General features: G+C 71.5%; 23 protein-coding genes, 1 tRNA gene and 1 pseudogene. 15 read left to right on the forward strand and 10 right to left on the reverse strand.

Features of this window, described 5'->3' with window-relative positions; genetic code table 11:
• Positions 1-90 precede the first annotated feature (90 nt).
• From AC5P1C_RS03885 to AC5P1C_RS03905, 5 genes are all read left to right on the forward strand, one after another.
• A complete protein-coding gene (locus tag AC5P1C_RS03885; protein WP_493864227.1) occupies positions 91-1,419 on the forward strand; it encodes an FG-GAP repeat domain-containing protein in 1,329 nt (442 codons plus the stop codon).
• A gap of 144 nt (positions 1,420-1,563) precedes the next feature.
• Positions 1,564-2,958 (forward strand): FG-GAP and VCBS repeat-containing protein, encoded by a 1,395-nt coding sequence (locus AC5P1C_RS03890; RefSeq protein WP_493864228.1) that lies wholly within the window; start codon positions 1,564-1,566, stop codon positions 2,956-2,958.
• 76 nt (positions 2,959-3,034) lie between these two features.
• Positions 3,035-4,516 carry an FG-GAP repeat protein gene (locus tag AC5P1C_RS03895; RefSeq protein WP_493864229.1) on the forward strand — a complete coding sequence of 494 codons (1,482 nt, stop codon included), beginning with the start codon at positions 3,035-3,037 and terminating at the stop codon, positions 4,514-4,516.
• Between the two features lie 77 nt (positions 4,517-4,593).
• Positions 4,594-6,042 carry an FG-GAP-like repeat-containing protein gene (locus AC5P1C_RS03900; RefSeq protein WP_493864230.1) on the forward strand — a complete coding sequence of 483 codons (1,449 nt, stop codon included), beginning with the start codon at positions 4,594-4,596 and terminating at the stop codon, positions 6,040-6,042.
• A 148-nt stretch (positions 6,043-6,190) separates the two neighbouring features.
• Positions 6,191-7,138, forward strand: a complete 948-nt coding sequence (locus AC5P1C_RS03905) for a Yip1 family protein (protein WP_493864231.1) — start codon at positions 6,191-6,193, stop codon at positions 7,136-7,138.
• Between the two features lie 71 nt (positions 7,139-7,209).
• Here AC5P1C_RS03905 and AC5P1C_RS03910 read toward each other — a convergent pair whose 3' ends face one another.
• Entirely contained in the window at positions 7,210-7,707 is a 498-nt protein-coding gene (locus AC5P1C_RS03910) for a phosphoribosyltransferase (protein ID WP_493864232.1), read from the reverse strand.
• Positions 7,708-7,715: 8 nt separating this feature from the next.
• A complete protein-coding gene (gene dcd, locus AC5P1C_RS03915; RefSeq protein ID WP_493864233.1) occupies positions 7,716-8,291 on the reverse strand; it encodes a dCTP deaminase in 576 nt (191 codons plus the stop codon).
• A gap of 538 nt (positions 8,292-8,829) precedes the next feature.
• Here dcd and AC5P1C_RS03920 point away from each other — a divergent pair.
• Positions 8,830-8,903: transfer RNA gene (locus tag AC5P1C_RS03920), tRNA-Gly, on the forward strand.
• A 44-nt stretch (positions 8,904-8,947) separates the two neighbouring features.
• On the opposite strand, the gene AC5P1C_RS03925 is transcribed toward AC5P1C_RS03920, so the two are convergent.
• Genes AC5P1C_RS03925 through AC5P1C_RS03935 form a run of 3 tightly spaced genes read right to left on the reverse strand, consistent with a single transcriptional unit; the run spans position 8,948 to position 12,280 of the window.
• Complete coding sequence (locus AC5P1C_RS03925) at positions 8,948-9,256, reverse strand: SCO4225 family membrane protein (RefSeq protein WP_493864234.1); 309 nt, start codon at positions 9,254-9,256, stop codon at positions 8,948-8,950.
• A 31-nt stretch (positions 9,257-9,287) separates the two neighbouring features.
• Positions 9,288-9,968: a response regulator gene (locus tag AC5P1C_RS03930; protein ID WP_493864235.1), complete on the reverse strand. Its 681-nt coding sequence runs from the start codon at positions 9,966-9,968 to the stop codon at positions 9,288-9,290.
• Positions 9,965-12,280 carry a sensor histidine kinase gene (locus tag AC5P1C_RS03935; RefSeq protein ID WP_493864236.1) on the reverse strand — a complete coding sequence of 772 codons (2,316 nt, stop codon included), beginning with the start codon at positions 12,278-12,280 and terminating at the stop codon, positions 9,965-9,967. Before AC5P1C_RS03935 ends, AC5P1C_RS03930 begins: the two co-directional genes overlap by 4 nt.
• 320 nt (positions 12,281-12,600) lie before the next feature.
• Between AC5P1C_RS03935 and AC5P1C_RS03940 the strand changes: the two genes are divergently transcribed.
• Both AC5P1C_RS03940 and AC5P1C_RS03945 read left to right on the forward strand, forming a co-directional pair.
• Complete coding sequence (locus tag AC5P1C_RS03940; RefSeq protein WP_493864518.1) at positions 12,601-13,053, forward strand: DUF5707 domain-containing protein; 453 nt, start codon at positions 12,601-12,603, stop codon at positions 13,051-13,053.
• 80 nt (positions 13,054-13,133) lie between these two features.
• Positions 13,134-13,553, forward strand: coding sequence for a hypothetical protein (locus AC5P1C_RS03945; RefSeq protein WP_493864237.1), 420 nt, complete (start codon positions 13,134-13,136; stop codon positions 13,551-13,553).
• A 3-nt stretch (positions 13,554-13,556) separates the two neighbouring features.
• On the opposite strand, the gene AC5P1C_RS03950 is transcribed toward AC5P1C_RS03945, so the two are convergent.
• Entirely contained in the window at positions 13,557-14,294 is a 738-nt protein-coding gene (locus AC5P1C_RS03950; RefSeq protein WP_493864238.1) for a TetR/AcrR family transcriptional regulator, read from the reverse strand.
• A gap of 100 nt (positions 14,295-14,394) precedes the next feature.
• Between AC5P1C_RS03950 and AC5P1C_RS03955 the strand changes: the two genes are divergently transcribed.
• Positions 14,395-15,243: a patatin-like phospholipase family protein gene (locus tag AC5P1C_RS03955; protein ID WP_493864239.1), complete on the forward strand. Its 849-nt coding sequence runs from the start codon at positions 14,395-14,397 to the stop codon at positions 15,241-15,243.
• 137 nt (positions 15,244-15,380) lie between these two features.
• On the forward strand, positions 15,381-16,631 hold the full coding sequence (locus AC5P1C_RS03960; protein WP_493864240.1) for a cytochrome P450 family protein: 1,251 nt from the start codon (positions 15,381-15,383) through the stop codon (positions 16,629-16,631).
• Here AC5P1C_RS03960 and AC5P1C_RS03965 read toward each other — a convergent pair.
• Positions 16,582-17,055 carry a carboxymuconolactone decarboxylase family protein gene (locus AC5P1C_RS03965; protein ID WP_493864241.1) on the reverse strand — a complete coding sequence of 158 codons (474 nt, stop codon included), beginning with the start codon at positions 17,053-17,055 and terminating at the stop codon, positions 16,582-16,584. The two genes, AC5P1C_RS03960 and AC5P1C_RS03965, sit on opposite strands and share 50 nt — an antisense overlap.
• Before the next feature lie 156 nt (positions 17,056-17,211).
• Here AC5P1C_RS03965 and AC5P1C_RS03970 point away from each other — a divergent pair, with 156 nt between their 5' ends.
• Both AC5P1C_RS03970 and AC5P1C_RS03975 read left to right on the forward strand, forming a co-directional pair.
• The gene (locus AC5P1C_RS03970) at positions 17,212-17,577 is read left to right on the forward strand and encodes a PH domain-containing protein (protein ID WP_361190664.1); all 366 of its coding nucleotides are present in this window, start codon (positions 17,212-17,214) and stop codon (positions 17,575-17,577) included.
• A 112-nt stretch (positions 17,578-17,689) separates the two neighbouring features.
• Positions 17,690-18,115, forward strand: coding sequence for a MarR family winged helix-turn-helix transcriptional regulator (locus tag AC5P1C_RS03975; protein WP_493864519.1), 426 nt, complete (start codon positions 17,690-17,692; stop codon positions 18,113-18,115).
• Between the two features lie 15 nt (positions 18,116-18,130).
• On the opposite strand, the gene AC5P1C_RS03980 is transcribed toward AC5P1C_RS03975, so the two are convergent.
• Together AC5P1C_RS03980 and AC5P1C_RS03985 are read right to left on the reverse strand one after the other, a co-directional pair.
• Entirely contained in the window at positions 18,131-19,240 is a 1,110-nt protein-coding gene (locus tag AC5P1C_RS03980; protein WP_493864242.1) for an NAD(P)/FAD-dependent oxidoreductase, read from the reverse strand.
• 144 nt (positions 19,241-19,384) lie between these two features.
• Entirely contained in the window at positions 19,385-19,768 is a 384-nt protein-coding gene (locus tag AC5P1C_RS03985; RefSeq protein WP_493864243.1) for a nuclear transport factor 2 family protein, read from the reverse strand.
• Between the two features lie 199 nt (positions 19,769-19,967).
• Between AC5P1C_RS03985 and AC5P1C_RS03990 the strand changes: the two genes are divergently transcribed.
• A complete protein-coding gene (locus AC5P1C_RS03990) occupies positions 19,968-20,930 on the forward strand; it encodes an SGNH/GDSL hydrolase family protein (protein WP_493864244.1) in 963 nt (320 codons plus the stop codon).
• A 33-nt stretch (positions 20,931-20,963) separates the two neighbouring features.
• Here the strand turns inward: AC5P1C_RS03990 and AC5P1C_RS03995 are convergent, their stop codons facing one another.
• Positions 20,964-21,200 (reverse strand): DUF397 domain-containing protein, encoded by a 237-nt coding sequence (locus tag AC5P1C_RS03995; RefSeq protein WP_493864245.1) that lies wholly within the window; start codon positions 21,198-21,200, stop codon positions 20,964-20,966.
• A gap of 104 nt (positions 21,201-21,304) precedes the next feature.
• On the opposite strand from AC5P1C_RS03995, the pseudogene AC5P1C_RS04000 reads away from it, so the two are divergent.
• Both AC5P1C_RS04000 and AC5P1C_RS04005 read left to right on the forward strand, forming a co-directional pair.
• Positions 21,305-21,697, forward strand: a pseudogene (locus AC5P1C_RS04000) (DUF7144 family membrane protein); the annotation flags it as partial.
• Between the two features lie 211 nt (positions 21,698-21,908).
• The gene (locus AC5P1C_RS04005; RefSeq protein ID WP_493864246.1) at positions 21,909-23,177 is read left to right on the forward strand and encodes an ion channel protein; all 1,269 of its coding nucleotides are present in this window, start codon (positions 21,909-21,911) and stop codon (positions 23,175-23,177) included.
• Positions 23,178-23,218 lie beyond the last annotated feature (41 nt).

Consider the following 23,218-nt stretch of genomic DNA (forward strand, 5'->3'; position numbering starts at 1 on the left):
CGGTCGGGGTGGGTGATGGGCATGCGGAGTGCCGGGACGCGTGGCATACGTGGTGTCAGACGCGGAGGCGTCACGAGCCGCGGAGGTGTCATGGGCACGGCAGCCGTGGTCAGCTGTGCGCTGCTGCTCGCCGGATGCGGCGGCGGCAACGACGACGCGGGCAAGCCCGACACACGGCACCGGCCCGTCAGCATGGCGGGCAAGGGCGCGGCGCAGCAGCCCGTCCCCAGCGGCAAGGGCTCCAAGGTCGACGACGACTTCAACGGTGACGGCGCCCCCGACCTCGTACTCGACGACCTGGTGCACCGCGGCCACGGCGACGACGCGGGCATCGGAGTCGTCTACGGCTCCCGGAGCGGACTGCGGCCCGGCGCGCGGCAGTTGCTGAGCGCGCGGGCCAACGGGGCTCGCACCAAGGGCGAGTTGCCCGCGTCCTTCGAGTCCGAGGCGTCCTGCGACCTCGACGAGGACGGCTTCACCGACCTCCTGGTCTCCACCGACCCGCCGTACGACGGCCTCGGCCGACCGCCCGTGCCGCTGCAGATCGTCTTCGGCTCGCCCGAGGGCCTGAAGGGCAAGGCCGTGAAGGTGAAGGTGCCCGCGCAGTCCCGCATCGGCAACGACTGGTCCGACCAGCCGGTGTGCGGGGACTTCGACGGGGACGGGGCGAACGACCTGGTCCTGCACGCGAGCGGCGCCCGGCTCACCTTCCTGCGCGGCCCCTTCAAGCGGACCGGCGCCCCGCGCGCCGCGGGCAAGCCGCTGGCCGCGCCCGGCAACGACCTCGTCACCGGCAGGGCCACGGACGTCGACCGCGACGGGTACGACGACGTCCTGGTCCGCAAGGCCGCGAACGCGTCCGGCGCCGCGGCCGGCGCGCTCGTCCTGGGCGGCCCGAAGGGCCCCGCCGAGACCGGGGTCCTGTTCCCCTCCGGCACGGACACCGCGTTCGGGCGCTTCGGCAAGGGCAAGGGCATGGACGCAGCCGTCGCGGGCCCGTCCGGGGTCGCCCTGCGCTACGACGTGCCCGGCACCCTGCGCTCCACCCTTGAGGCGAAGGACGTGGCCGTGGACGCGGGTGACCTCGACGGGGACGGCCTGAGCGAGCTCGTGATGAGCGGAGGAGGCAGCGGGAGCGGCGGCGGCGCCGGTGAGGTGCGGGTCTTCCGGGGGCGGGCCGGAGGGCTTTCGGCCAATGCCACCGCGACCGTGATCCCCTCCGCCAAGGGCACCACGCAGGTTCTCGGGATCGCGGACTTCGACGGGGACAAGCGTGCCGATCTGATCCTTCGTACGTACCGGGGAGACGGCGAGGACACGGTGGGGGTCTATCCCGGGGTGAAGGGGGACCTCGTGGCACGCAAGCCCCAGCTGACCTTCTCTACGCGGGATTTCCTGGCCCTGGGGGACGGGGCGTAGGGGACGGGCGCAGGAGACGGGCGTAAGGGTTCCGCGGGGCCTTCGGTTCACCTGGACGTCACCTCACCTCCCCCGTCGCACAACCATTGGTACGCCTCACATGTCACATCCCCGGAAGCATCTCCGTACTCCCGGGAGTCCCACGTGCGCGTACGTAATCTGGCCATCGCCGCGAGCGTCGCGGCCCTCGCCGCCGCGGGCCTGACGCTGCCCCTCGCGGGCACCGCGAGCGCCGCGTCCACGCTCAAGGACGACTACAACGGGGACGGCTACCGCGACCTCGCGATCGGCAACCCCGCGACGAACTCCGTGACGGTGACCTTCGGTTCGGCTTCCGGCGTGTCCCAAGGCCGCTCGGTCACCGTCACCCAGAACACCGCCGGGGTCCCGGGAGTCACCGAAGCCGAGGACGAGTTCGGCGAGAACGTCACCAGCGGCGACGTGAACGGCGACGGCTACGCCGACCTGATCGTCGGCGCCCCCGGCGAGCAGGTGACGGGCAAGCCCTCCGGCTCCGTCACGATCATCAAGGGCGGCAAGAGCGGATTCACCGGCGGCAGCCACGTCGTGAACGCCCCCGCCGACACCGCGGGCCGCTTCGGCGAGGCCACCACGTGGAACGACCTGGACACCGACGGCGCGCCCCAGCTGGCCGTGATCAGCGGCGACAACTGGTGGTACTACTCCGGCGCGGGCGAGGACGGCCGCGCGTACGGACTCGAAGTCGACTTCATCCCCGAGGGCGTACGCCTGGACGGCATGGTCAGCGGCAACTTCAAGTACAAGGACGGCTTCGGCTACGTCCTGTACGGAGAGCGCGCCGACGGCGGCGCCTACACCGCGCACATGAACGGCGGCGCCGGCGACTACGGCTACCAGGCGGAGCTCCTCGGCGAGGGCGACGATCCGACCGCGACGCGCGACGCGGCCACCGCGGGTGACGTGAACGGCGACGGCTACGACGACCTGATCACCGGCAACTCCCGCGACTCGGCGGGCGGCAAGGGCGGTTCGGTGAGCGTCCGGTTCGGCGGCGACCGCGCGTTCGGCGCCCCGGTGACGTACGGCCAGGACAGCGCGGGCGTGCCCGGCGCCGACGAGGCGGGCGACGGCTTCGGCGCCTCGGTCTCCGCGGGCGACGTGACCGGTGACGGCCTCCCGGACCTCGCGGTGGGCGCGCCCGGCGAGACGGTCGGCACCGTCGCGGGCACCGGCAGCGTCACGCTCCTCAAGTCCTCCGCGGGTGCCTTCACTTCGGGCAAGGCGTGGCATCAGGAGACCGCGGGCGTGCCCGGCGTCGCCGAGGCCGACGACCGCTTCGGCGCGTCCGTCCGCCTCAAGGACATCAACAAGAACGGCAAGGCGGACCTGGCCACCGGCGCGACCGGCGAGGACATCGGCACGACGCGAGATGTCGGCGCCGTGTGGGTCCTGCGCGGCACGGCCACGGGTCTGACGTCGTCGTACGCGACCTCCTTCAACGGTTCGGACTTCGGGGTCGGCGGCGCGGACGCCGACTTCGGACGAACGCTGCGCTGAGCCCCTCCCGCGGGCCCACCGCCCCCTCAACTCGCCACCCCCCAAGGCAGACGAGCAACTTCAGGAGTAGTCCCGCATGGCAAAGCACAAGCGCACCGCCCCCACCCACCGACCCAGACCCGGCCGCCTGGCCGTGGCAACCGCCGCCGCTGCGGCCCTCACAGGCGGACTCCTCACCCTCTCGACGACCTCCGCGACCGCGGCACCCGCGGCCACACAGCCCGACGACGCCGACTTCAACGGCGACGGCACGGCCGACCTCGCCACCTCCGCGACGCACGCCAATGTGGGCGGCAAGGACAAGGCGGGCCAGGTGGTCGTCACGTACGGCGGCACCCAGCAGCGCCACGTCACCTTCAGCCAGAACAGCGCGGGCGTGCCCGGCACCGCCGAGAAGGGCGACTTCTTCGGCGCCGACTCCGCGTACGGCGACTTCGACGGCGACGGCTACGACGACCTCGCCGTCGGAGCCATCGGTGAGGACGTCGGCACGGATGTCGACGGCGGCACGGTCCAGGTCCTGTGGGGCTCGCCGAACGGCCTGTCCGGCGGATCCACGGTCAAGGACCCGCGCCCCACCAAGCACGACGGGTTCGGCGGCCCCCTCCAGGCGGGCGACTTCGACGGCGACGGCAAGGACGACCTCGCCGTGGGCTCCGCTTCGGGCGCGGCCACCATCGACATCTTCGACGGCGGCATCAAGCGCTCCGGCGCGACCGGCGGCCGCTACACCGTGCTCCCGCCCATCCACAGCGGCGACGGCGCGGGCCCAGCCAACCTGCACTCCGGGGACGTCAACGGCGACGGCAAGGACGACCTGATCGTCAACGGCTACTCCACCGCCGACGACTACAACGCCAACCTCTGGCTGCCCGGCAGCGCGAACGGCATCACCACGAACGGCGTCCAGCGGCTGCCCGCGGGCATCGTCACCGACGTGGGCGACACGGACGCCGACGGCTACGGCGACGTCATCATCGGCCTCGACTGGGACGAAGGCATCGACGGCGCCAACAAGGGCGGCACGGTGTACGTGGTCAAGGGCAACGAGAACGGCCCGTACGGCGGCAGCCAGGCCTTCACCCAGGACACGGCGGGCATCCCGGGCGGCGGCGAGAAGGGCGACTTCTTCGGCTCGGAACTCGACCTCGGCGACATCAACGGCGACGGCCACCTCGACCTGGTCGTGAGCAGCCCCGGCGAGAACCTGGACGGCGTCGTCGACGCGGGCTCGGTCACCGTCATCTACGGCGCGGCGGACGGCTCGGGCCTCTCCACGCGGGGAGCGGCCCTCTACAGCCAGGACACACCGGGCGTCCCCAACTCCAATGAGAACAGCGACTACTTCGGCTCGGACGTCCACATCGACGACCTGAACGCGGACGGCAAGGGCGACGTCTCCATCGGAGCCCAGGGCGAGAACGGCTCCAACGGAGCGCTCTACATCCTGACCGCCGAGCAGGACGGCTCCCTCACGGGCACGTCCGGCGTCTACACCTCCACGGCCGGCATCTCGCCCACGGGAACACCCCGCCTGGGCACCAACTTCGCGGACTAGCAGCGAAGTTCCCCCATCGACCGCCGGGCCCGCACGCTCCACCCACTGCGGGCCCGGCTCTCCCCCTCGGAGCTACCGTGCGCATACGCACTTTCCTGCTGGTCTCGTCCCTGGCGACCACCGGCCTGCTCACGCTTCCCGCCACGACGGCATCCGCCGCCCCCGCCCCCCTCACCGCCGACTTCAACGGCGACGGATACGACGACCTCTTCGTCGGCGTGCCCAGTGGCACCGTCGGCGGGAAGGCCAAGGCCGGGTACGTCAGCGTCGTGTTCGGTGGGGAGCACGGGCCGGGGCCGCACGGTGTGCGGCGTATTACTCAGGCCACCGTCGAGGTGCCCGGGACTCCCGAGAGCGGGGACCGGTTCGGGGGGTCCGTCGTCGCAGCTCATGTCGACGACGACCAGTACGCGGATCTCGTCATCGGCGCCCCCGGCGAGGACATCGACGCCAAGACCGATGCCGGTTCCGTCACCGTGCTGTACGGCACCGGCGACGGCTTCGCGCTCGCCAACACAGCCGCCCGGGGGGCGAAGTCCGGTGACGCGTACGGGAACGCCCTCGCCGCCGCCGACTTCACCGGTGACACGGACGTCGACCTCGCGATCGGCGGCAAGGACCAGGTCGTCGCCAACTTCAATCCGTACGCCGCCGACACCCGGCCGGTCATGGCCGACCGCATGGGCGGCCGGGCGCCCGTCCTGACCACCGGCGACTTCAACACCGACGGGCTCCCCGACCTCGCCCTCGGCTACTACACGCAGAACCAGCCCTACACCCAGTCCCATCTGCGCCTCTACGGGTGGAACAAGGACGAGGGCGCCATGGGCAACTTCTGGAACAACTCCAACGGCGCCGCGAACGCCCTCGCGTCCGGCGACTTCAACGGCGACGGCTTCGACGACCTCGCCGTCGGCAACTGCCGCGAGATCGCCGACGAGAACATCGACGACCCGTGCGGTCCCGAGGAGCTCACCAAGGGCGGCGGCATCCACATCCGCTTCGGCGGCGCGAACGGCAACTTCGGCTGGGAGCAGCAGACGTTCAACCAGGACACCGCGGGCATGCCCGGCGTCGCGGAGACCGGTGACGGCTTCGGCGACGCGCTCGCCGTGGCGGACATCGACTCCGACGGCCACGACGACCTGATCGCGGGCGCCCCCGGCGAGGCCATCGGCAGCGCGGCGAAGGCGGGCAGCGTCACCGTCCTGAAGGGCGGCGAGATGGGCCTGCTCGACCCGGCGGGCGCGGCGAACCCGGGCACGGTCGCGTACCAGCAGAACTCCCCCGGCATCCTGGGCGTCGCCCAGGCGGGCGATCTCTTCGGCGGCGCGCTCGCCTTCGGTGATCACAACGGGGACGGCGCCCGGGACCTGTCCGTCGCCGCGCCCGGCGAGAACGCCTCCGCGGGCGGCGTCTGGGATCTGCCGGGCGCGAAGGCCGGCGGCTCGGTCGTCACCCCGAACTCCCTTGGCCTGCCCGCCTCTTCCGACCCCCTGGCGTACGGAGCGGTGCTGGGGAAGTAGCCCGTGACCCGCGGCACGCCGCAGGTCACCCGGGACCCTGGGGAAAACCCCTCAGGGTCCCCCTAAGGGTTGTCACAGGTCAGCGGCAAAGCCGCTCTCCTCCCGGGGAGGGACGACCCGAGCCCTCCAGACCAGGTACGTTCGATTCGTGGCTGGATTCAGGATCGGACGCGGCCGGGACAACCGCACCCCGCAAGCGCGACCCCAACAACGACCGCGGCAGGAGCCGTACGGGCAGCAGGCCCCCCAGGGCCAGCAGCCCCCGTACGGCTACCCTCAGCCGCCCCCTCGGCAGCACGGCGGCCAGCAGCCGCCGTACGGCCAGGGCCAGGGCGGATACGGCGGGCAACAGTGGCCGCAGGCGGGCGGCAACCACGGCGAGCCGGAGTACTTCGGCGGGCCGGGAGACCCAGGGCACGGGGGCCAGGGCGGTCAGGGCGGCTTCGATCCGTACGCCGCCAACAACCCCGGTCACACCCAGGCCTTCTCCGTGGGCGAGGACCCCTACAACCAGGGCGACACCTACCGCGCGGGGCAGGCGCCCGCGCCGGTGGGCCCGCGCCTGCACTGGAAGGACCTCCTGCGCGGCATCGTCCTGCGCCCGGGACCGACGTTCCTGCAGATGCGGGACTACGCGATGTGGGCCCCGGCGATCATCGTCACGTTCCTCTACGGGCTCCTGGCGATCTTCGGCTTCGACGGCGCCCGCGAGGACGCCATCAACGCCACGCTCTCGACGGCCGTCCCGTACGTCCTGACGACCGCCGTCGCGATCACGATCAGTGCCTTCATCCTGGGCGTGGTCACGCACACCCTCGCCCGCCAGCTCGGCGGCGACGGCGCCTGGCAGCCGACGGTCGGCCTCTCCATGCTGATCATGTCGATCACGGACGCGCCCCGCGTGATCGTCGCGATGTTCCTCGGCGGCGGCCAGCCCTTCGTCCAGCTGCTCGGCTGGGTGACGTGGGTCGCGGCGGGCGCGCTGCTCACGGCGATGGTGAGCAAGTCGCACGACCTGCCGTGGCCGAAGGCGCTGGGCGCGGCGTCGATCCAGCTGCTCGCGCTGCTCGCGATCATCAAACTGGGTACGTTCTAGACGTACGTACGCACGAAGAGGGCCCCCGCGGGTTGATCCGCGGGGGCCCTCTTCTTACGCGTGGGCGGGACTCAGGCGTCGAGAACCTGACCGGCGCGCCGCACCACGGGCGCCTCGACACTCCACGGGAAGTTGATCCAGTCGTCGGTGCGCATCCAGACGTACTCGCACTTCACTAGCGACTGCGACTTCTCGTAGATGACGGCGGACCGCACCTCGGCCACGTGGTCGAGGCAGAAGTCGTGCACGAGCTTCAGCGTCTTGCCGGTGTCGGCGACGTCGTCGGCGATCAGCACCTTCTTGTCGGTGAAGTCGATCGCGTTCGGCACGGGCGCCAGCATGACCGGCATCTCCAGGGTCGTCCCGACCCCCGTGTAGAACTCCACGTTCACCAGGTGGATGTTCTTGCAGTCGAGCGCGTACGCGAGGCCGCCCGCGACGAAGACGCCACCGCGGGCGATGGAGATGATGATGTCGGGCCGGTACCCGTCGTCGGCGATGGTCTGCGCGAGCTCACGCACCGCGTCGCCGAACTTCTCGTACGTAAGGTTCTCGCGCACGTCACTCATGCTGGATGTCACACCTGGGTCCGATGGAAATTGAGGAAGGAACGGGAGGCGGTCGGCCCGCGCTGCCCTTGGTAACGCGACCCGTACCGCTCCGACCCGTAGGGCTCCTCGGCGGACGACGTCAGCCGGAACAGACACAGCTGCCCGATCTTCATGCCGGGCCAGAGCTTGATGGGCAGCGTCGCGAGGTTGGAGAGCTCGAGGGTGACGTGCCCGGAGAAGCCGGGGTCGATGAAACCGGCCGTGGAGTGGGTCACGAGCCCGAGCCGCCCCAGGCTGGACTTCCCCTCGAGCCGGCTCGCGAGGTCGTCCGGGAGGCTGATGATCTCGTACGTCGAGGCGAGCACGAACTCGCCGGGATGCAGGATGAACGGCTCGTCGCCCTCGGGCTCGACGAGGCGCGTCAGGTCGGCCTGCTCGACGGAGGGGTCGATGTGTGGGTAGCGGTGATTCTCGAACACCCGGAAGTAGCGGTCGAGCCGCACGTCGATGCTTGAGGGCTGCACCATGGATTCGTCGTACGGATCGATCCGTACTCGTCCGGTGTCGATCTCGGCCCGGATGTCCTTGTCTGAGAGAAGCACGCACCGAGGATACGCAGAGCGCGCGGGCCCGCCCCAATCGGACGGCCCCGCGCGCTGTCGTTACCTGCTTCGCGGCTTCCCCGCTGCTGCTCGTCTGTCGCTCGTCGCTACCGCTTCTGCGACGCGACCGGCACGGCATGCCGCAATCGGGCGCACCGTGGGCAGCGGATGAGGCGGCCGGGTCCGAGCCGGTCGGCCTTCTGCATCGGGAACGAAGCAGTGCTGAACACGTGCCCTTCGGCACATCGGACGACGGTGCGCTCCATCAAGTCCTCGAGTCCCTTCCCCAAAGCCGTAATTGAACTCGTAGCGTCCCGCACTCTGCTCGTACGCGAGCTGACGACGAAAGCCACATTACGGGACGATTGGGGCGCCCCTCCAGGCGGCACTCCGGTCCCTCACCGTACGCCCCAACTCCCGCGTCCCGCAGAGGCATCCATGCCCCGGACAGCACACAGGCCCCGGGGCAAAAAGCGCCCGGGGCCTGGAATGAGGTAGAGTGTGCGACGTTACGACACCGCCACAGACGGTGTCTTTCGCGGGTGTAGTTTAGTGGTAGAACATCAGCTTCCCAAGCTGAGAGTGCGAGTTCGATTCTCGTCACCCGCTCCACAGTGAAACCCCAGGTCAACAGCCTGGGGTTTTGTCGTTTCCGCTCAGTCCATGCGGCCGCCGCGACGCAGTGCGCGGGTGCACCAGCCGATGATCGCGGCATTGGCCGCTGCCCCGAGAGCGACGGCGATGGGGAACATGACACTGCTGTCCGGCAGTACGAGGAACACGAGGCTGGCGGGGGCGGTGGCGAGGATCGGGATGACGCCGGCCATGGACTCTCCGGAGCTGTCACTGGCGGTCACCACCAGTGCCCACACGAGCAGGGCGGCACAGACGCCGAGGTAGACGAGGCCGACGACGCCGAAGTGGTCGCGCAGTCGGCGTGGGGTGGAGGTTCCAGTACCGGTCATGGGGGTGGACTCCTTGGTTGCGTCTCGGTGGTCAGAGGTGGGTACCGGGCGGGTTCGGGCGGGCGAGGCCGAGGTCGTACGCGAGGATCGTCGCCTGTACGCGGTCGCGCAGGCCGAGCTTGCGGAGCAGCGCGTTCACGTGGGACTTCACGGTGCCCACGGTGATGCCGAGTTGCTCGGCGATCTCCGCGTTGGTGAGTCCGGCCGCGACCAGAGTGAGGACGCCCCGCTGGCTGCCGGTCAGGCTGTCCAACTCGGGGGAGCTCCCGACCGGGACCGCGGCGGGTGGTCCGGACGCGTAGTGGCCGATGAGGCGGCGGGTCGCGGACGGGGCGAGTACGCTCTCGCCGACCGCCACCTCCCGGATGCCCTGCAGCAGTTGGGAGGGGTGTACGTCCTTGAGGAGGAAGCCCGATGCGCCGGCGCGCAGCGCGTCGAAGACGTACGCGTCGAGGTCGAATGTGGTCAGGACGAGGACACGGGGCGCGTTCTCCTGTCCGGTGATGATGCGGGTGGCGGCGATGCCGTCCAGTTCGGGCATGCGTACGTCCATGACGACCACGTCGGGAGCCAGCTCTTCGGCCAGCCGCACCGCGGCGGCACCGTCGGCGGCCTCACCGACGACCGTCATGTCCTCCTCGGCGTCGATCACGGCGGCGAATCCCGCCCGTACGATGCCCTGGTCGTCGACGACCAGCACCTTGAGGCTCATCGTTGTCTCTCTTCGTTGTCCGGCGTGACGGCGAGGGGCAGCCGGAGGAGAACCGTCCCCTGAGGGCCGGTGGTCACGTTGCCGCCGACCGCCGCGACCCGCGTGGTCAGCCGCTCCTGTACGGCGGAGTCGGCGGCGAGGGGCACCCCCGTGGCCGTGAGCGTCAACGTATCGTTTTCCACGTCGAGTTCGAGCGTCGCAGGCTCCTCACCGCCCGCCGCGAGCACCGTCTCGGCGGCGCGGTAGGCGGCCAGGTCGACGGCGGTGGGCAGGCGTTCCGGTACCCGGTCGGTCAGCCGTATCTCGATGTCGCGGCCGGTGGCCCGGAGTTGGTGGGCGAGCAGGTCGAGCGCCTGAAGGGTGGGCTGTGGCCGCAGTCCGGGCCCTGTCTCGCCGTCCCGGACGGTGTCGAGCAGAGCGCGCATCGCGGCCAGGGCCTCGCGGGCGCGGGTCGCTGTCCCGTCGAGTCGGCCCGCCTCCGCCTCGGTGACCATGTCGGCGGTGCGGGCCAACACCGTGGTTTCGAGACCGGCGGCGATGCGGCGGCGCTCGGTCCACGCGTCGCGGACGGCCTCCTCGGTCCAGGCGGCGATGCGTTCGTCATGGGCGCGGCGGTCGGCTTGCCGGCGCCGGGCGAGGCGGCGTCCCGTCAGGAGAGCCGCGGTGCCGGTGAGGGCCGCGCCGACCGTGGTTCCCGCGATGACCGTCCAGAGGGGAGCGGCCGTACCCCGGTCCAGAACCGCGGTGGTGGCTGCCCCGGCGTGCACCAGCGCCGTGAGGAGAAGGGGCGTGAGGAGAAGGGGCGTGACGTGGCCGCGGGCCGGTGGGAGGTGCGCGGCCGGTGGGAGCTGCGCGAGGGCCGCGCACGTGGCCAACAGGCTCAGCGCGGGCGGGAGGAGGACCGGACCGCTGTAGTTCCCTACCGCCATCGCCACCGGCCACAGCAGCGCCAGCCCAAGGAGCATCCCGTACGCCGTCCGCGGAGCCCTCCGCAGCCACAGCAGGGCCACCGCCTGGCCCGCCGCCAGCAGGGCGAAGAAGACACCCGCGGATACCGGCGTCCCGCTCGACGTGTCCTCGGCCCGGATGACCAGGGCGGGGAGCAGCGGCTGCAGGATCAGGCCCGCCGCCGCCACCACCTGCGCCACGCGGTAGGCCCTCGGCGTCGACGGCTCCACCGTCGTGGCTTTCCGGCCCGGCAGCACCGCCCGTACCTCCCAACCGCCCTCCGCCGTCGGGCCGCTGTGCACGGTGCCGCCCGCCTCCCGTGCCCGGGAGCGCAGGAAGCCCTGCCCGCGGCCACCGCCGAGTCCCGCACCGTGCGCCACCGCACCGGCCGGCGGGGCCGTGCTCGTGACCACGACGTCGGTGCGGGTGTCGCCGTACCGGCACAGCACCTTCGTCCGCGCGCCGGGCGCGTACCGTGCCACGTTGGTCAGCGCCTCGCGCACGATGCCGTACGCCGCGTCCGCGACGGCGCCGTCCGGCAGCGAGTCGATCTCGCAGTCCACCTGCTGGTCCAGGCGCCGGAACCCGGCGACCAGGTCAAGGAGCCGCTCCTCCGGTGCCGGCTCGCTCCCGCGGGAGGGTGCCGGCGCTCGTACCGCGCCGAGCGCGCGGGTGACTTCGCGGCCGGTCTCGACCGCGAACTCCAGTGCCTCCTCGGCCAGTTCGGGACGGCGGTCGCGCAACCCGATGGCCGCTCCCGCCGTGACCACCACGGCCGTCAGATGGTGGGCGCTGACGTCGTGCAACTCCCTTTCCATGCGTCGCCGTTCGACCGCCGGGAGCCGGTGGCGCTCGGACGCGGCCCGCTCCAGCAGTTGTTCGGCCGCGTCCCGTGCACGACGGGTTCGCCGTACGAGCAGGCCTGCGCCGCACGCGGCGGCGTACAGGAGAGCGGTCAGGACGAGGTCGAGCCCGTTGCGGTCACTGAGCCCGTGCAGGCTGATGCCCTGCATGAGCTGCCAGACGGCAAGCGCCACCACGCACAGCACGGTGGTGAAGGCGTCGCCTTCGGTCGCCACGGTGAACAGAGCCAGCGCGACGCCCGCGGTCCCGAGCACCGCCATCGCCCCGACGGGCAGCGGCCCGGCACCCAGCGCACAGGCGGCGGCGACCACGACGAGGGTGACCACCGGGCGGGTACGGCGCAGGGCGAGCGCGGCCGTCACCACTCCGGCGACCAGGGCCGCCACGAGAAGGGCGGACGCGGGTGGCACGGCCCCGCGCACCAGCGGAACGCCGGGCCACACCACGGCCTGGGCGCAGATCAGCAGGACCGGGAACAGCCGGTCGTCGGTTCGATTCATGTCCGATCAAGGCTATGGCCGCAGGTGAGCGGCCCGACTCCGGCTGGAGGCGGATTCCGGCCTCTTACCTGAGTTGCAGAGTCTCTACCTGTGGTTCGACGCGCCAATCGTCCCGCAGCGCGAGGACGGCGCCAGGCCCCCGGCCATAAGCTCGATCACATCGAGAACGCGGTCGGCCACCGCTTCTACGACCGCTTCCCAGACCGGCTCCAAGACCGGCTCCACCAGTGGTTCTTCCACGCTCTTTCACGCTCTTCTGCGCTCTTCTGCGCAATCGGCCCAACTTTCCAAAGAATTCAGGGGGATCTCCCATGTCCAAGATGTCCAAGCGCATTCTCTTCTCGTCGCTCATCGGCGCCGTCGCCATCGGCGGAGTGGCCGCAGGCGGCCTCGCCCTGGCCGCCTCGGCCCCCACGGAGCCGACACTGGCGAACGGATCGGCCCGCTACGCGGCTCCGTCCGACGGCAGTGCGGGCTCGCTCACCTACACCGTCGACGTGAGCGACGACTCGGGTATCCGGGGCCTCAAGGTCCTGGCCTGGCCCGCGAGTTCGAAGCTCGACCCGACCGAGGCGGAGCTTCGCTCGGTGGAGAGCGCCAAGTGCCGGAGCACCTCGGACGAGACCAGCCGCTGCACCTACACGCTGCAGGTCACGGAGCGGGAGGCGGCCGACCTGGCCAAGGGCACCTGGTACGTCTCGGCGCTGGCGACGGCCGAGGACGGGGAGACGACCTTCGTGCCCCGCGCCACCACGTTCGACCTCACACGCTGACACGCCGGGCCCTTGATCGGCGGGCGCACAATGGGAGTAGTACCTCTGGTACCTCCAGTGCCTCCTGGAAGGACGGGGCCATGAGCGAGACGCGCCGTGCTCGGCACCCACAAGCCCAGCGGCCGCACCACCACGGACCGCACCACCACGGGCCGCCCCCTCCTCCCCCGCCCGCGAGGAAAGGCCATCGCGTCTTCCTCTGGACCTTTCTCGCGATCCAGGTCGTCTTCATCGCCTGGGTCGTGGCGGGCCTCGCCAGCGGCAGCGGGACGGCGGAGGCCTGTTCCGGTCTGACGGGCGACAGCCTGAAGGTGTGCGAGGACACCGACGCTCTCGGCACCACGATCGGGGTCGGCCTGATCGTCGGGATCTGGCTGGCGACCGACTTCATCGTGGCCGTGATGTACGGGATGTACCGGCTCGCCGCCAGGCCTCCTCGCCCCCGCCCTGGCCCTGGCCCTGGCCCTAGAAACGGCGGGCCCGCCGCGCACGCGCGCTGAAGGTCACGCCTCGGGGTTGTGCGGGGCACCGCGCGGGGCGCGGGGCGGGGCGCGGTGCGGGGCGCGGTGCGGGCCCAGTTCCTTTAGTACGTCGCCGAGTTCGGCCTCCGTCAGGGCGGGGGCCGGCAGGGTCCGCGCGGCCGGGGACGCGCGCAGGCCGTCGAGGAACAGGAACAGGGGGCGGCGCCAGGCGTCGGGGGTGGTCGCCGCGGTCGCGGTGGTCAGGGCGGGGACCGCGCGGCCGAGGGCCGCCAGCGCGAACAGGACGTCCTCCGTGGTGGCGTCGGCGCGGACCGTGCCCTGGTCGCGGCCCCGGCCCAGCAGGATGTCCATCGTCTCGCGGTTGTGGGCGTGGACGGATCGGAGCGCTTCGATGCCCTGGAGGTGGGTGGTCATGAGGTCGTTCGTGCCGCGGTCGGCGGCCAGGGTGACGAAGACGGCCTGGAGGTAGTCGTTCAGCGCCACCCAGGCGTCCGGGGCGGTCCGCGCCTGTTCGCCCGCGGTCATCGTGCCCGTGAGCAGGTCGTGGAACGCGGCGTCCACGAGGGCGGCGCGGGTGGGGAAGTTCCGGTAGAGCGTCGCGTTCCCCACCCCCGCGCGGCGGGCGATCACGTCGAGGGGCGCCTCAAGGCCCTGCTCGGCGAACACCTCGCGGGCCGCCGCCACCAGGAGATCCCAGTTGCGCCGCGCGTCGCGCCGCCGCGGGGGCGTCGCGCGGGGCGTCTCGTCGTCGCCGGTCATCGTCAGCCTCCAGGGAAGTGGGGAGTGGTCCCCGATAGGGATGCTATCGTCGGAGGCCAAAGTGGGGAGCATTCCCCACTTAAGGCCTGGGAGGCGCGGCATGGGTGGTGGGACGGGGACGGGTGGGACAGCGCTGGTGCTCGGCGGCGGAGGGCCCGTCGGTGGGGCGTGGATGACCGGCGTCCTGGCCGGGCTCACCGACGCCTCCGTCGGACCGGACCGGGCCGACGTCGTCATCGGCACCTCCGCGGGCGCGATCTTCGGCTCCCGGATCGCGTGCGGTGAATCACCGCGCGAGCTGTACGAGCGCCAGCTCGCCGGAGCGGACCGGATCGACCTGAAGGTCGGCGTGGGCCAGACCGTCCGCTTCCTGTGGGCGGCGCTCGGATCCCGGGACCCCGAGCGCTCCGTCCGGCGGCTCGGCCGCGCCGCGCTCGCCGCGCGCACCGTCCCCGAGGCGGAGGTGTTCGACACCGTGCGGGGGCTGCTCCGCGATGCGCGGGAGTGGCCCGAGCGGGCGCTGCGGATCACCTCGGTCGACGCCCTGACCGGCGCCCTGGAGACGTTCGACGCGGACTCACGGGTCCCCCTCGCCGAAGCCGTCGCCGCCAGTTGCGCGGTGCCCCTGGTCTGGCCGCCGGTCACGGTGGCCGGGCGGCGCCGGATGGACGGCGGCAGCCGCTCCACCACCAATATCCACCTGGCCCGCGGCCACCAGCGGATCCTTGCCGTCTCCCCGATCCCGGCCGCGGTCGGACCGCACCCCAGCGCGCAGCAACAGGCGGCGGAACTCGCCGCGCAGGGGGCCGACGTCACGCTCATCGCTCCGGACCGCGCCGCCCGCAGCGCCATGGGCCGCGACATGACCGCCGCCGCCCGCCGCCCGGCCGCCGCCCGCGCGGGCCACCGCCAGGCAACAGCACTCGCGGCCACCATGGCCGCCCTCTGACACCGGCGCACCAACAGGCCGACCCCGCCTACGCCCCCGCAGCCGACCGCCACCCGCGCGGGGCACCGCCGAGCAACAGCACTCGCAGCCACCATGGCCGCCCTCTGAAGCCGAGGACACCAACAGGAGGAGACGCCGTGCAGGAACCCAGCCCGGAAGACCTGAACCCCGGCGGGCACGACCTGGCCGCCGACCCGTACGGCCTCTACGCGACCCTGCGTGCCAAGAGCCCCGTCCACCGCGTCCACGTCCCCGGAAGCGGCGAGGCCTGGTTGGTCCTGAGCCGGGACGCCGCGCGGGCCGCGCTGACCGACCCCCGGCTGCGCAATGACATCCGGCACTCCTCCTCCTGGCAGACCGACGGCGGCCACTCCATCGGCCACAACATGCTGCAGAGCGATCCCCCGCAGCACACCCGACTGCGCCGCCTCGTGGCCGGTCGCTTCACCGCCGGACGCGTGGCCGAGCTGCGTCCGCGGATCGAGGCCTTCACCGAAGGCCTGCTCGCCGCGCTGCCGGAGCAGAGGGCTGTCGACCTGGTGAGCCAGTACGCCATGCCGCTGCCCGTGGCGGTGATCTGCGACCTCCTGGGCGTCCCCGCGTCAGATCGAGCCGTCTTCCACACCTGGTCGAACGAGCTGGTCATGCCCACCTCGGACGAGGCGGCGGCCTCGGCGGGCGCCGCGCTCACCGCCTACCTCACCGAGCTCATCGGCAGGAAGCGCCAGACCCCGGACGACACCCTCCTCAGCGACCTCGCCGCCGAAGTCGGGCTCTCTCCCGGAGAGCTTCTCGGCATGGCCTTCCTCATCCTCGTCGCGGGCCACGAGACGACCGTCAACCTGATCTCCGGCACCCTCCACAGCCTGCTCGCCCACCCGGACCAGCTCGCCCTCCTGCGCACCGACCCGGACCTGGCCGGCAGCGCCGTCGAGGAGTCCCTGCGCTACAACTCCCCCGTCCACGCGACCGCGTTCCGCTTCGCGGCCGAGCCCCTGGACCTCGCCGGCACCCGCATCGCCGCCGGTGACACGGTCCAGGTCTCGCTCGCCGCGGCCTCCCGCGACCCCCGGCACTTCCCCGACCCCGACCGCTTCGACATCACGCGCCGCGCGCAGGGGCACCTCGGCTTCGGCCACGGCATGCACCACTGCGTCGGCGCCCCGCTGGCACGCGCCGAGGCCGAGATCGCCCTGCGCCGGCTCCTGGCCGACCGCCCCGCGCTCACCTTCGCCACCGACCCCGCAGCACTCACCTGGCGGACCAGTACGTTGCTGCGGGGTCTGGCGGAACTGCCGCTGTTCTTGGGGCCTTCCTCGGGGGCCTCCCGAGGAAGGCCTATCCGAACTGGCCCGGCTGGTAGTCCCCGGCCGGCGTCTGGACCATGACGTTCACGCGGTTGTAGACGTTGATGAGGGCGATGAGCGACACCAGGGCGGCGATCTGGTCCTCGTCGTAGTGCTTGGTGGCGTTCGCCCACGCCTCGTCCGTGACGCCACCGGCCGCGTCGGCGATGCGCGTCCCCTGCTCCGTGAGCTCCAGGGCGGCGCGCTCGGCGTCGGTGAAGACCTTGGCCTCGCGCCAGGCGGCGATGAGGTTGAGGCGCGTCGAGGTCTCGCCCGCGTGCGTGGCGTCCTTGGTGTGCATGTCCGTGCAGAAACCGCAGCCGTTGATCTGGCTGGCGCGAATCTTCACCAGCTCCTGCGTCGCGGCGGGCAGCGTCGAGTCCGACACGACCTTGCCCGCCGAGTTGACGTGCTTCAGGACCTTGCCCGCCAGCGGGCTGCCGAAGAGGTTCAGACGAGCTTCCATGGTGTGCTCCCACGTCGTTTCCGATGCCTTCACTCCTCTGACGGATGCGCCCGTCGAAAGGTGACAGGAACCAGGAGCCGCAGGCCGGGCGTTACAGTCAGAAGATCCTGTGAGTTCAATCGAGTTCGACACATTTCGACCAATGGGGGGCTTCTCATGGCACTGTTCGGAAACGCGCACACGATCAATCCGGCCACCGCGCAGCAGGACTACGCGCGCCTGCTGGGCCACGGCGAGCAGGTGCAGGCGGCGTTCCTGCTGATCCGCGACACCATGCTCTTCACCGACCGCCGCCTCGTCCTCGTCGACAAGCAGGGGATAACGGGCAAGAAGGTCGAGTACCACTCGGTCCCGTACCGCAGCATCACGCACTTCTCGGTGGAGACCGCCGGCCACTTCGACCTGGACGCCGAGCTGAAGATCTGGATCTCCGGCACCCACGAGCCGATCCAGAAGACCTTCACCAAGGGCGTCGACATCTACGAGGTGCAGGCGATCCTCACGCAGTACGTGGCGCGCTGATCAGCAGTTGCAGTAGTTGCATCAGTTGCAGTAGTTCGTGACGCGAATCTCTTCCTTGTATTCTGGGCGAATGGGAAAACCCGAGGGTGTCGAGGATGCCGAGGACGAGCAGATGGGGGTCGCCGCCGCTCTGGTGCGCTCCTCGTTCCTGGTGAACGCCGTGTACGCGGAGTCGGCCAGGGAGTTCGGACTGACCGCCCAGCAGGGGCAGTTGCTCTGCGTCCTGATGGGGCATGCGTACGGCATGAGCGAGCTCGGCGCGATCCTCGGCCTGGCGAAGTCGAGCCTCACCGGCCTGGTGGACCGCAGCGCCCAGCACGGCCTGGTGCGGCGCGAGCCCGACCCGCGGGACGGCCGCGCGGTGCAGGTCGTGCTCACCGCCAAGGGCGACACCCTCGCGGACGAGTTCTACGCGGCGACCTGCCGCAAGATCGACGAGCTGCCCGCGGGCTTCGGCGAGAGTGATCGCGCGAAGCTCGCGGAGCTGCTCAGCCGTGTGGTGCGGGACAACAAGGTGCCCGTCGTCTTCGCCGACTAGGTCCGGAAGGCGCACTCACGCCGTGCCGAACAGCTCCGCGAAGCGGCCCGTCAGCAGGTCCGTCCCCTTGTACTCGCTGACCGTCTCCGCGGGCAGCACCGTCGCGCCGTCCGGCGTCCCCATCTGGCCGATGCCGCCCTTCGGGCCCAGCGGCAGCAGGACCGAGGGGGCGGACGCCGGCCGATAGACAGTCTCGGGGCGCTCTCCGCGCACCTGGGCGACGATGTTCTGCGCGACCACCTCGGCGTGCTGCATCGCGTTCCCCGCCATCTTGGCCTCGGCCAGGTCGGCGAGGTCACCGAGCGCGTAAATGTGGCTGTGGCCCTGGACGTTGAGCGTCTCGGTCACCCGGATGCCCCGCGGGGTGCGGGCGGCTGCCAGGTCCTCGCCGAGGTAGTCGCCGGTGACGCGCACTCCGTAGCAGCGGAACCAGATGTCCGCGGTGACACTGTCACCGGTCTCCTCGCCTCCTGCCGCCCTCGTGCCCACCGTGAACGTCTTCGTCCGGCCCGGCTCGCTCGGCGGCTCCTCCGCGAGGCCGGTCCCGAGCCGCAGCTCCACGCCCAACTCGGCGAGCTGGCGATGCAGTTCCTCGCGCACCTCGGGCAGGAAGCCCGGCATCAGCTGCTCGGCCGGGTCCACCACCGCCACATGCTTGTCCGGCCAGACCGCTTTCATCTCCCCGGCGAGCTCCAGGCCGACGGGACCGGCACCCACCAGCAACACCCGTTCCGCACGGTCCAGTTCATCGTGCGTGACGCGCAGCCTCTCCAGCGCCTCGCTCGTGATGTCGGTGTCCGTCTTGGCGGGGTAGGGGTAGCCGGAGCCCGACGCCAGGACCACATAGTCGGCGTCGACCCGCGCGCCGGACGCCAGCGTGACGCCCCCGGAGTCCACCGATGCCGCGCGCTCGCGCACCACCTTGCCGCGCCGCAGCAGCTTGTCGTAGGGGAAGAACATGTTGCCCGCCCAGTCCGGCTGGACCAGGGCCCGCAGGGATCCCGCCGCGTGCACGAACGCATCCTTGGGCTCGATGAGCACTACGTCGGTGTCCTCGTCCAGGGCCTTGGCCACTGCGGACCCTCCATAGCCTCCACCGATGACCGCGACGACGGTTCCAGTCATGGACTCTCACTCCCAGCAATCCGAAGAAGAACAAGCAGAAGAAGCAGAATGTAGTTCGCCCTACGAACCATATTAGTTCGTAGGGCGAACTTCAATCGCGGATCGGGGAATAAACGGGGCGGCTCAGGCCTGCGGCACCCCGCCTCAGGCCTGCGGCACGCGGTCCAGGAATCCGTGCACCGTGCGGATGCGGCCGTCGTCGTCCAGCGCGATGACATCGAAACCGGCGACGGGCGCGGAACCGTCCGCGACCGACACCAGTTCCCACCCGAAGCGCGCGATGTGGTGGTGCCCTTCGACCGTGCCGGTCTGCCGGAACTCGAAGCCGGGGAACTGCTCGTGGGCCCCCGCGATCACCGCGGCCACGGACACGTGCCCGGAGACGTCGGCCAGCGGATCGGTGTAGCTCCCGTCCTCGCTCCACGCGGCGGCCACGGCCTTGGCCAGGTTCTCGGCGCCCTCGGCGTTCCAGGCCTCGAAGTAGCGGGCGACGGCGGTCTCGTACGCGGAAGTCTCGTGTGCGGACATGGCGGGTGCCTCCTGCGGCTCGGTCAACCGGCTTGTTCTTCGGATGACTTGAGCCTGCCGTGCGTGCGGCCACGGGTCGATTACGTCCCGGGTAATGCGGGGGCCGGAAGCACGCCCGCTGTCTTCACACGGTCTTCTCACGCGAGGGCGTCTGTGCTTGCCTTGGGTCTCTTTCGGTCGCTGGGGCGGGAGTCGTGTCATGCGCAAGCCGTGGATCGGTGGGGTGCTTGCCGCTGTGCTGCTCCTCGGGGCGTGCGGCGACCCCGGCTCGGGGGGTGCGCAGGACGGCGCCCCTGAGACCCCCGCCCCTGCACGCACCTCCGCCGCCGCCGCCGAGCGGGAGAATGCGCCGGCCGAACCCTCCGCCGAGCCCGCCGACCCGCCGCCCTCCTCGACCACCCGCCGGCGCCCCGGGAAGAAGCCGGGGAGCAGTTCCCCCAAGGTCCTCTACCTCGGCGATTCCCTCGCCATGGAGAACCAGACGGCCCTCGGCGACCACCTGCGCTCCGAGCTCGGCGCCCGCTACCGCAGCGCGCCCTACTCCGGCACCACCCTCTGCGACTACCTCGACGGCACCGGCAAGGACTCCCTCGTCCCCGACAAGGACAAGGCCGCCGCGCTCGTCCGCGAGCAGCGGCCCGACTATGTGGTGCTCCAGTTCTGGGGCAACGCGTGGGGCTATACGCCGTGCATGGACGGCATCACGTACGACAAGCAGCGGCAGAAGTACGTCGACCGGTACACCGCCGACGCGAAGGAACTCGCCTCGCAGATCCATGAGGCCGCCGGGGCGGACCGGCCGCGGATCGTGTGGGTCCTTCAGGGCCCCGACCCGATCACGCCCGACCGCGTACGCCACGTCAACGCCATCTACGAGGCGCAGGCGCGGGCCTCGGGCGGGATCGTCGCCGACGCGGGCCGCGCGGTCGCCCCGGCGTCGGACCGGCACAAGTGGGTCGAGAAGCTGCCGTGCACGGCGTACGAACGGAACCACCCCGCCTACTGCACGGGGGCTGGCCTCGCGGCCCTGCACCGGGGCGACGACTACCTGCACTTCTGCCTCGCCCCGACCACGGCCAAGTCCCGCCCGTGCCCGGTCCGTTCACCGGGGATACGCCGGATGACCTCGGAGATCACGGAGGCCGTGGCCTCAGCGGGGTAGCTCCGCCGGGGGGCGGTGACATCGGGCCGTCTCTCAGCCGCGGGCACGTCGTGGCGGGGCCTTCGGGGTGCTTGCTGTCGCGGATGGCCATGGCGCCTGGGCGGGGGCGAACTCGATGCAGTCGCCGCCGCTGCTGCCGCTGTACGTCGACTTGCGCCATGGTGTGCCGTTGAGGGGGGCGCATTCGATGCGGTCGCCGCCGGTGTCCGAGCTGTAGGACGACTTACGCCACAGTGCGCCCGTCACCACGCCGCTCCACGCTGGTGGCATGAATCACGCAGCTCCCCCTCCGCCCCGTACGGGCTAAGCCCGCTCGCGAGGGGCGTAGGGCTGTCGGACGCTGTGAACTCCTGCCGAGAAGAGGAGAGGTGCCCATGAGCAGCGGCACGAGCGTCCCGCGGAGCGACAGCCCCTGGGTATCCGGCGGCGCCACTTTCGCGGGTGTCCTGATGCTGGTCTACGGCGTCCTCGGTGTCCTGGAAGGCATCGCGGGCATCGCCAAGGACGACGTCTACGCGCGCATCGGCGACTACGTCTACAAGTTCAACCTCACCACGTGGGGCTGGATCCACCTGATCCTCGGCATCCTGGTCGCCGTCACCGGCTACGGCATCCTCAAGGGAGCGGCATGGGGCCGGGCGAGCGGTATCGCGCTGGCCTCGTTCGCGGTGGTCCTGCAGTTCTTGTGGCTGCCGTACCAGCCGATCTGGGCGCTCATCTCGATCGCGATCGGCATCTTCGTCATCTGGGCGCTCTGCACGGACCACCCGGACCGTCACGACCGCCACGCGGGCCACGGCGTACCGCCGGGCGGCCAGGCGGGGGCGGGCGGTTGGGGGGCACGGAGCACCTCCAGCGGGCCCGGCCCGTTCGCGGAGGGCTCCGCGGGCACCGACCCCGGGCCCCCCGGCGGGCCGGGCCGCACACCGCCCGCCGCTCCCTGACCGGCCCCGAGGCAGAGGCCGCACCGGAGGGCCCATGACACCGCAGGCCCGTGCCCTGCTTCCGCTCGTCCTGCCCGCCCTGCTGATCGGGGCGGGGTCCAGCCTGGTCCTGCTGCTGCTCAGCCTGGTGGCCGAGCGGTTGCAGGATCTGCTGTGGGACACGCTGCCGGACGCGGTGGGGGTGTCCGGGGGGTCGGTGGGGTGGATCATCGCCATGCTCACCGCGGCGGGGCTCGTCGTCGGGATCGTCGTGTGGAAGGCCCCCGGGCACGCCGGGCCCGACCCCGCGACGCTCGGCCTCGTCGACCCGCCGCTGCCGGTCCGGGTGCTGCCCGGCATCGCGCTCGCGGTGATCGTGGGCCTCGCGGGCGGCGTCAGCCTCGGCCCGGAGAACCCGATCACGGCGATCAACATCGCCCTCGCGTACGCACTCGGCATGAAGGCCATGCCCCGCACACCGGCAGCGGACTGGGTCGCCCTGGCCGCCGCGGGGACCATCGGCGCCCTCTTCGGTACGCCGGTCGCTGCGGCGCTCGTCCTCTCCGAGACGGTGGTCGCCCCGGACCCCCGGCCCCTCTGGGACCGGCTGTTCGCACCGCTGGTCGCGGCGGGCGCGGGGGCGCTGACCACGGTGCTCATCGCGCACCCGACGTTCCAGATCGACGTCGAGGCGTACGCGGGGCCGCGCTGGGCCGACATCCTCTCCGCGATGGTCATCAGCACCGCTGCGGCGGCCGTCGGACTGTGCGGGGTGTACGCGTTTCCCTACCTCCACCGCGTCTTCCATCAGCTGGGACACCCCGTACTGATGCTGACGGTGGGCGGTCTGGTGCTGGGCGCCCTGGGCGCGCTCGGCGGTCAACTCACCCTGTTCAAGGGCCTGGACGAGATGAAGGAGCTGACGACGCACGCCTCGGACCACGACGCGGGCAACCTCCTGCTGCTCGCCGTGGTCAAGCTGCTGGCGCTCTGTGTGGCAGCGGCCTGCGGCTTCCGGGGCGGGCGGATCTTTCCCGCCGTCTTCGTGGGCGTGGCGCTCGGCATGCTCGCGCACGCGCTCGTCGACTCGGTGCCGCCCTCTCTGGCGATCACCTGCGCCATCCTCGGCGTCCTGCTGGCCACGACACGACAGGGCTGGCTGAGCCTGTTCACGGCGGGGGTCGTGGTGATGGATCTGGCTCTGCTGCCGGTCCTGTGCGTGGCGGCGCTGCCCGCGTGGCTGTTGGTGACGGGCCGCCCGGAGATGCAGATCAAGGAGGCCGGGAAGGCGGACGCGGCGGACCAGCCGCAGGCGGCGCACTGACGGCGTACCGAGACCGCTCAGGCGCGGTCCGAGCCGAGGTG

The organism is Streptomyces sp. A18, assembly GCF_059026065.1.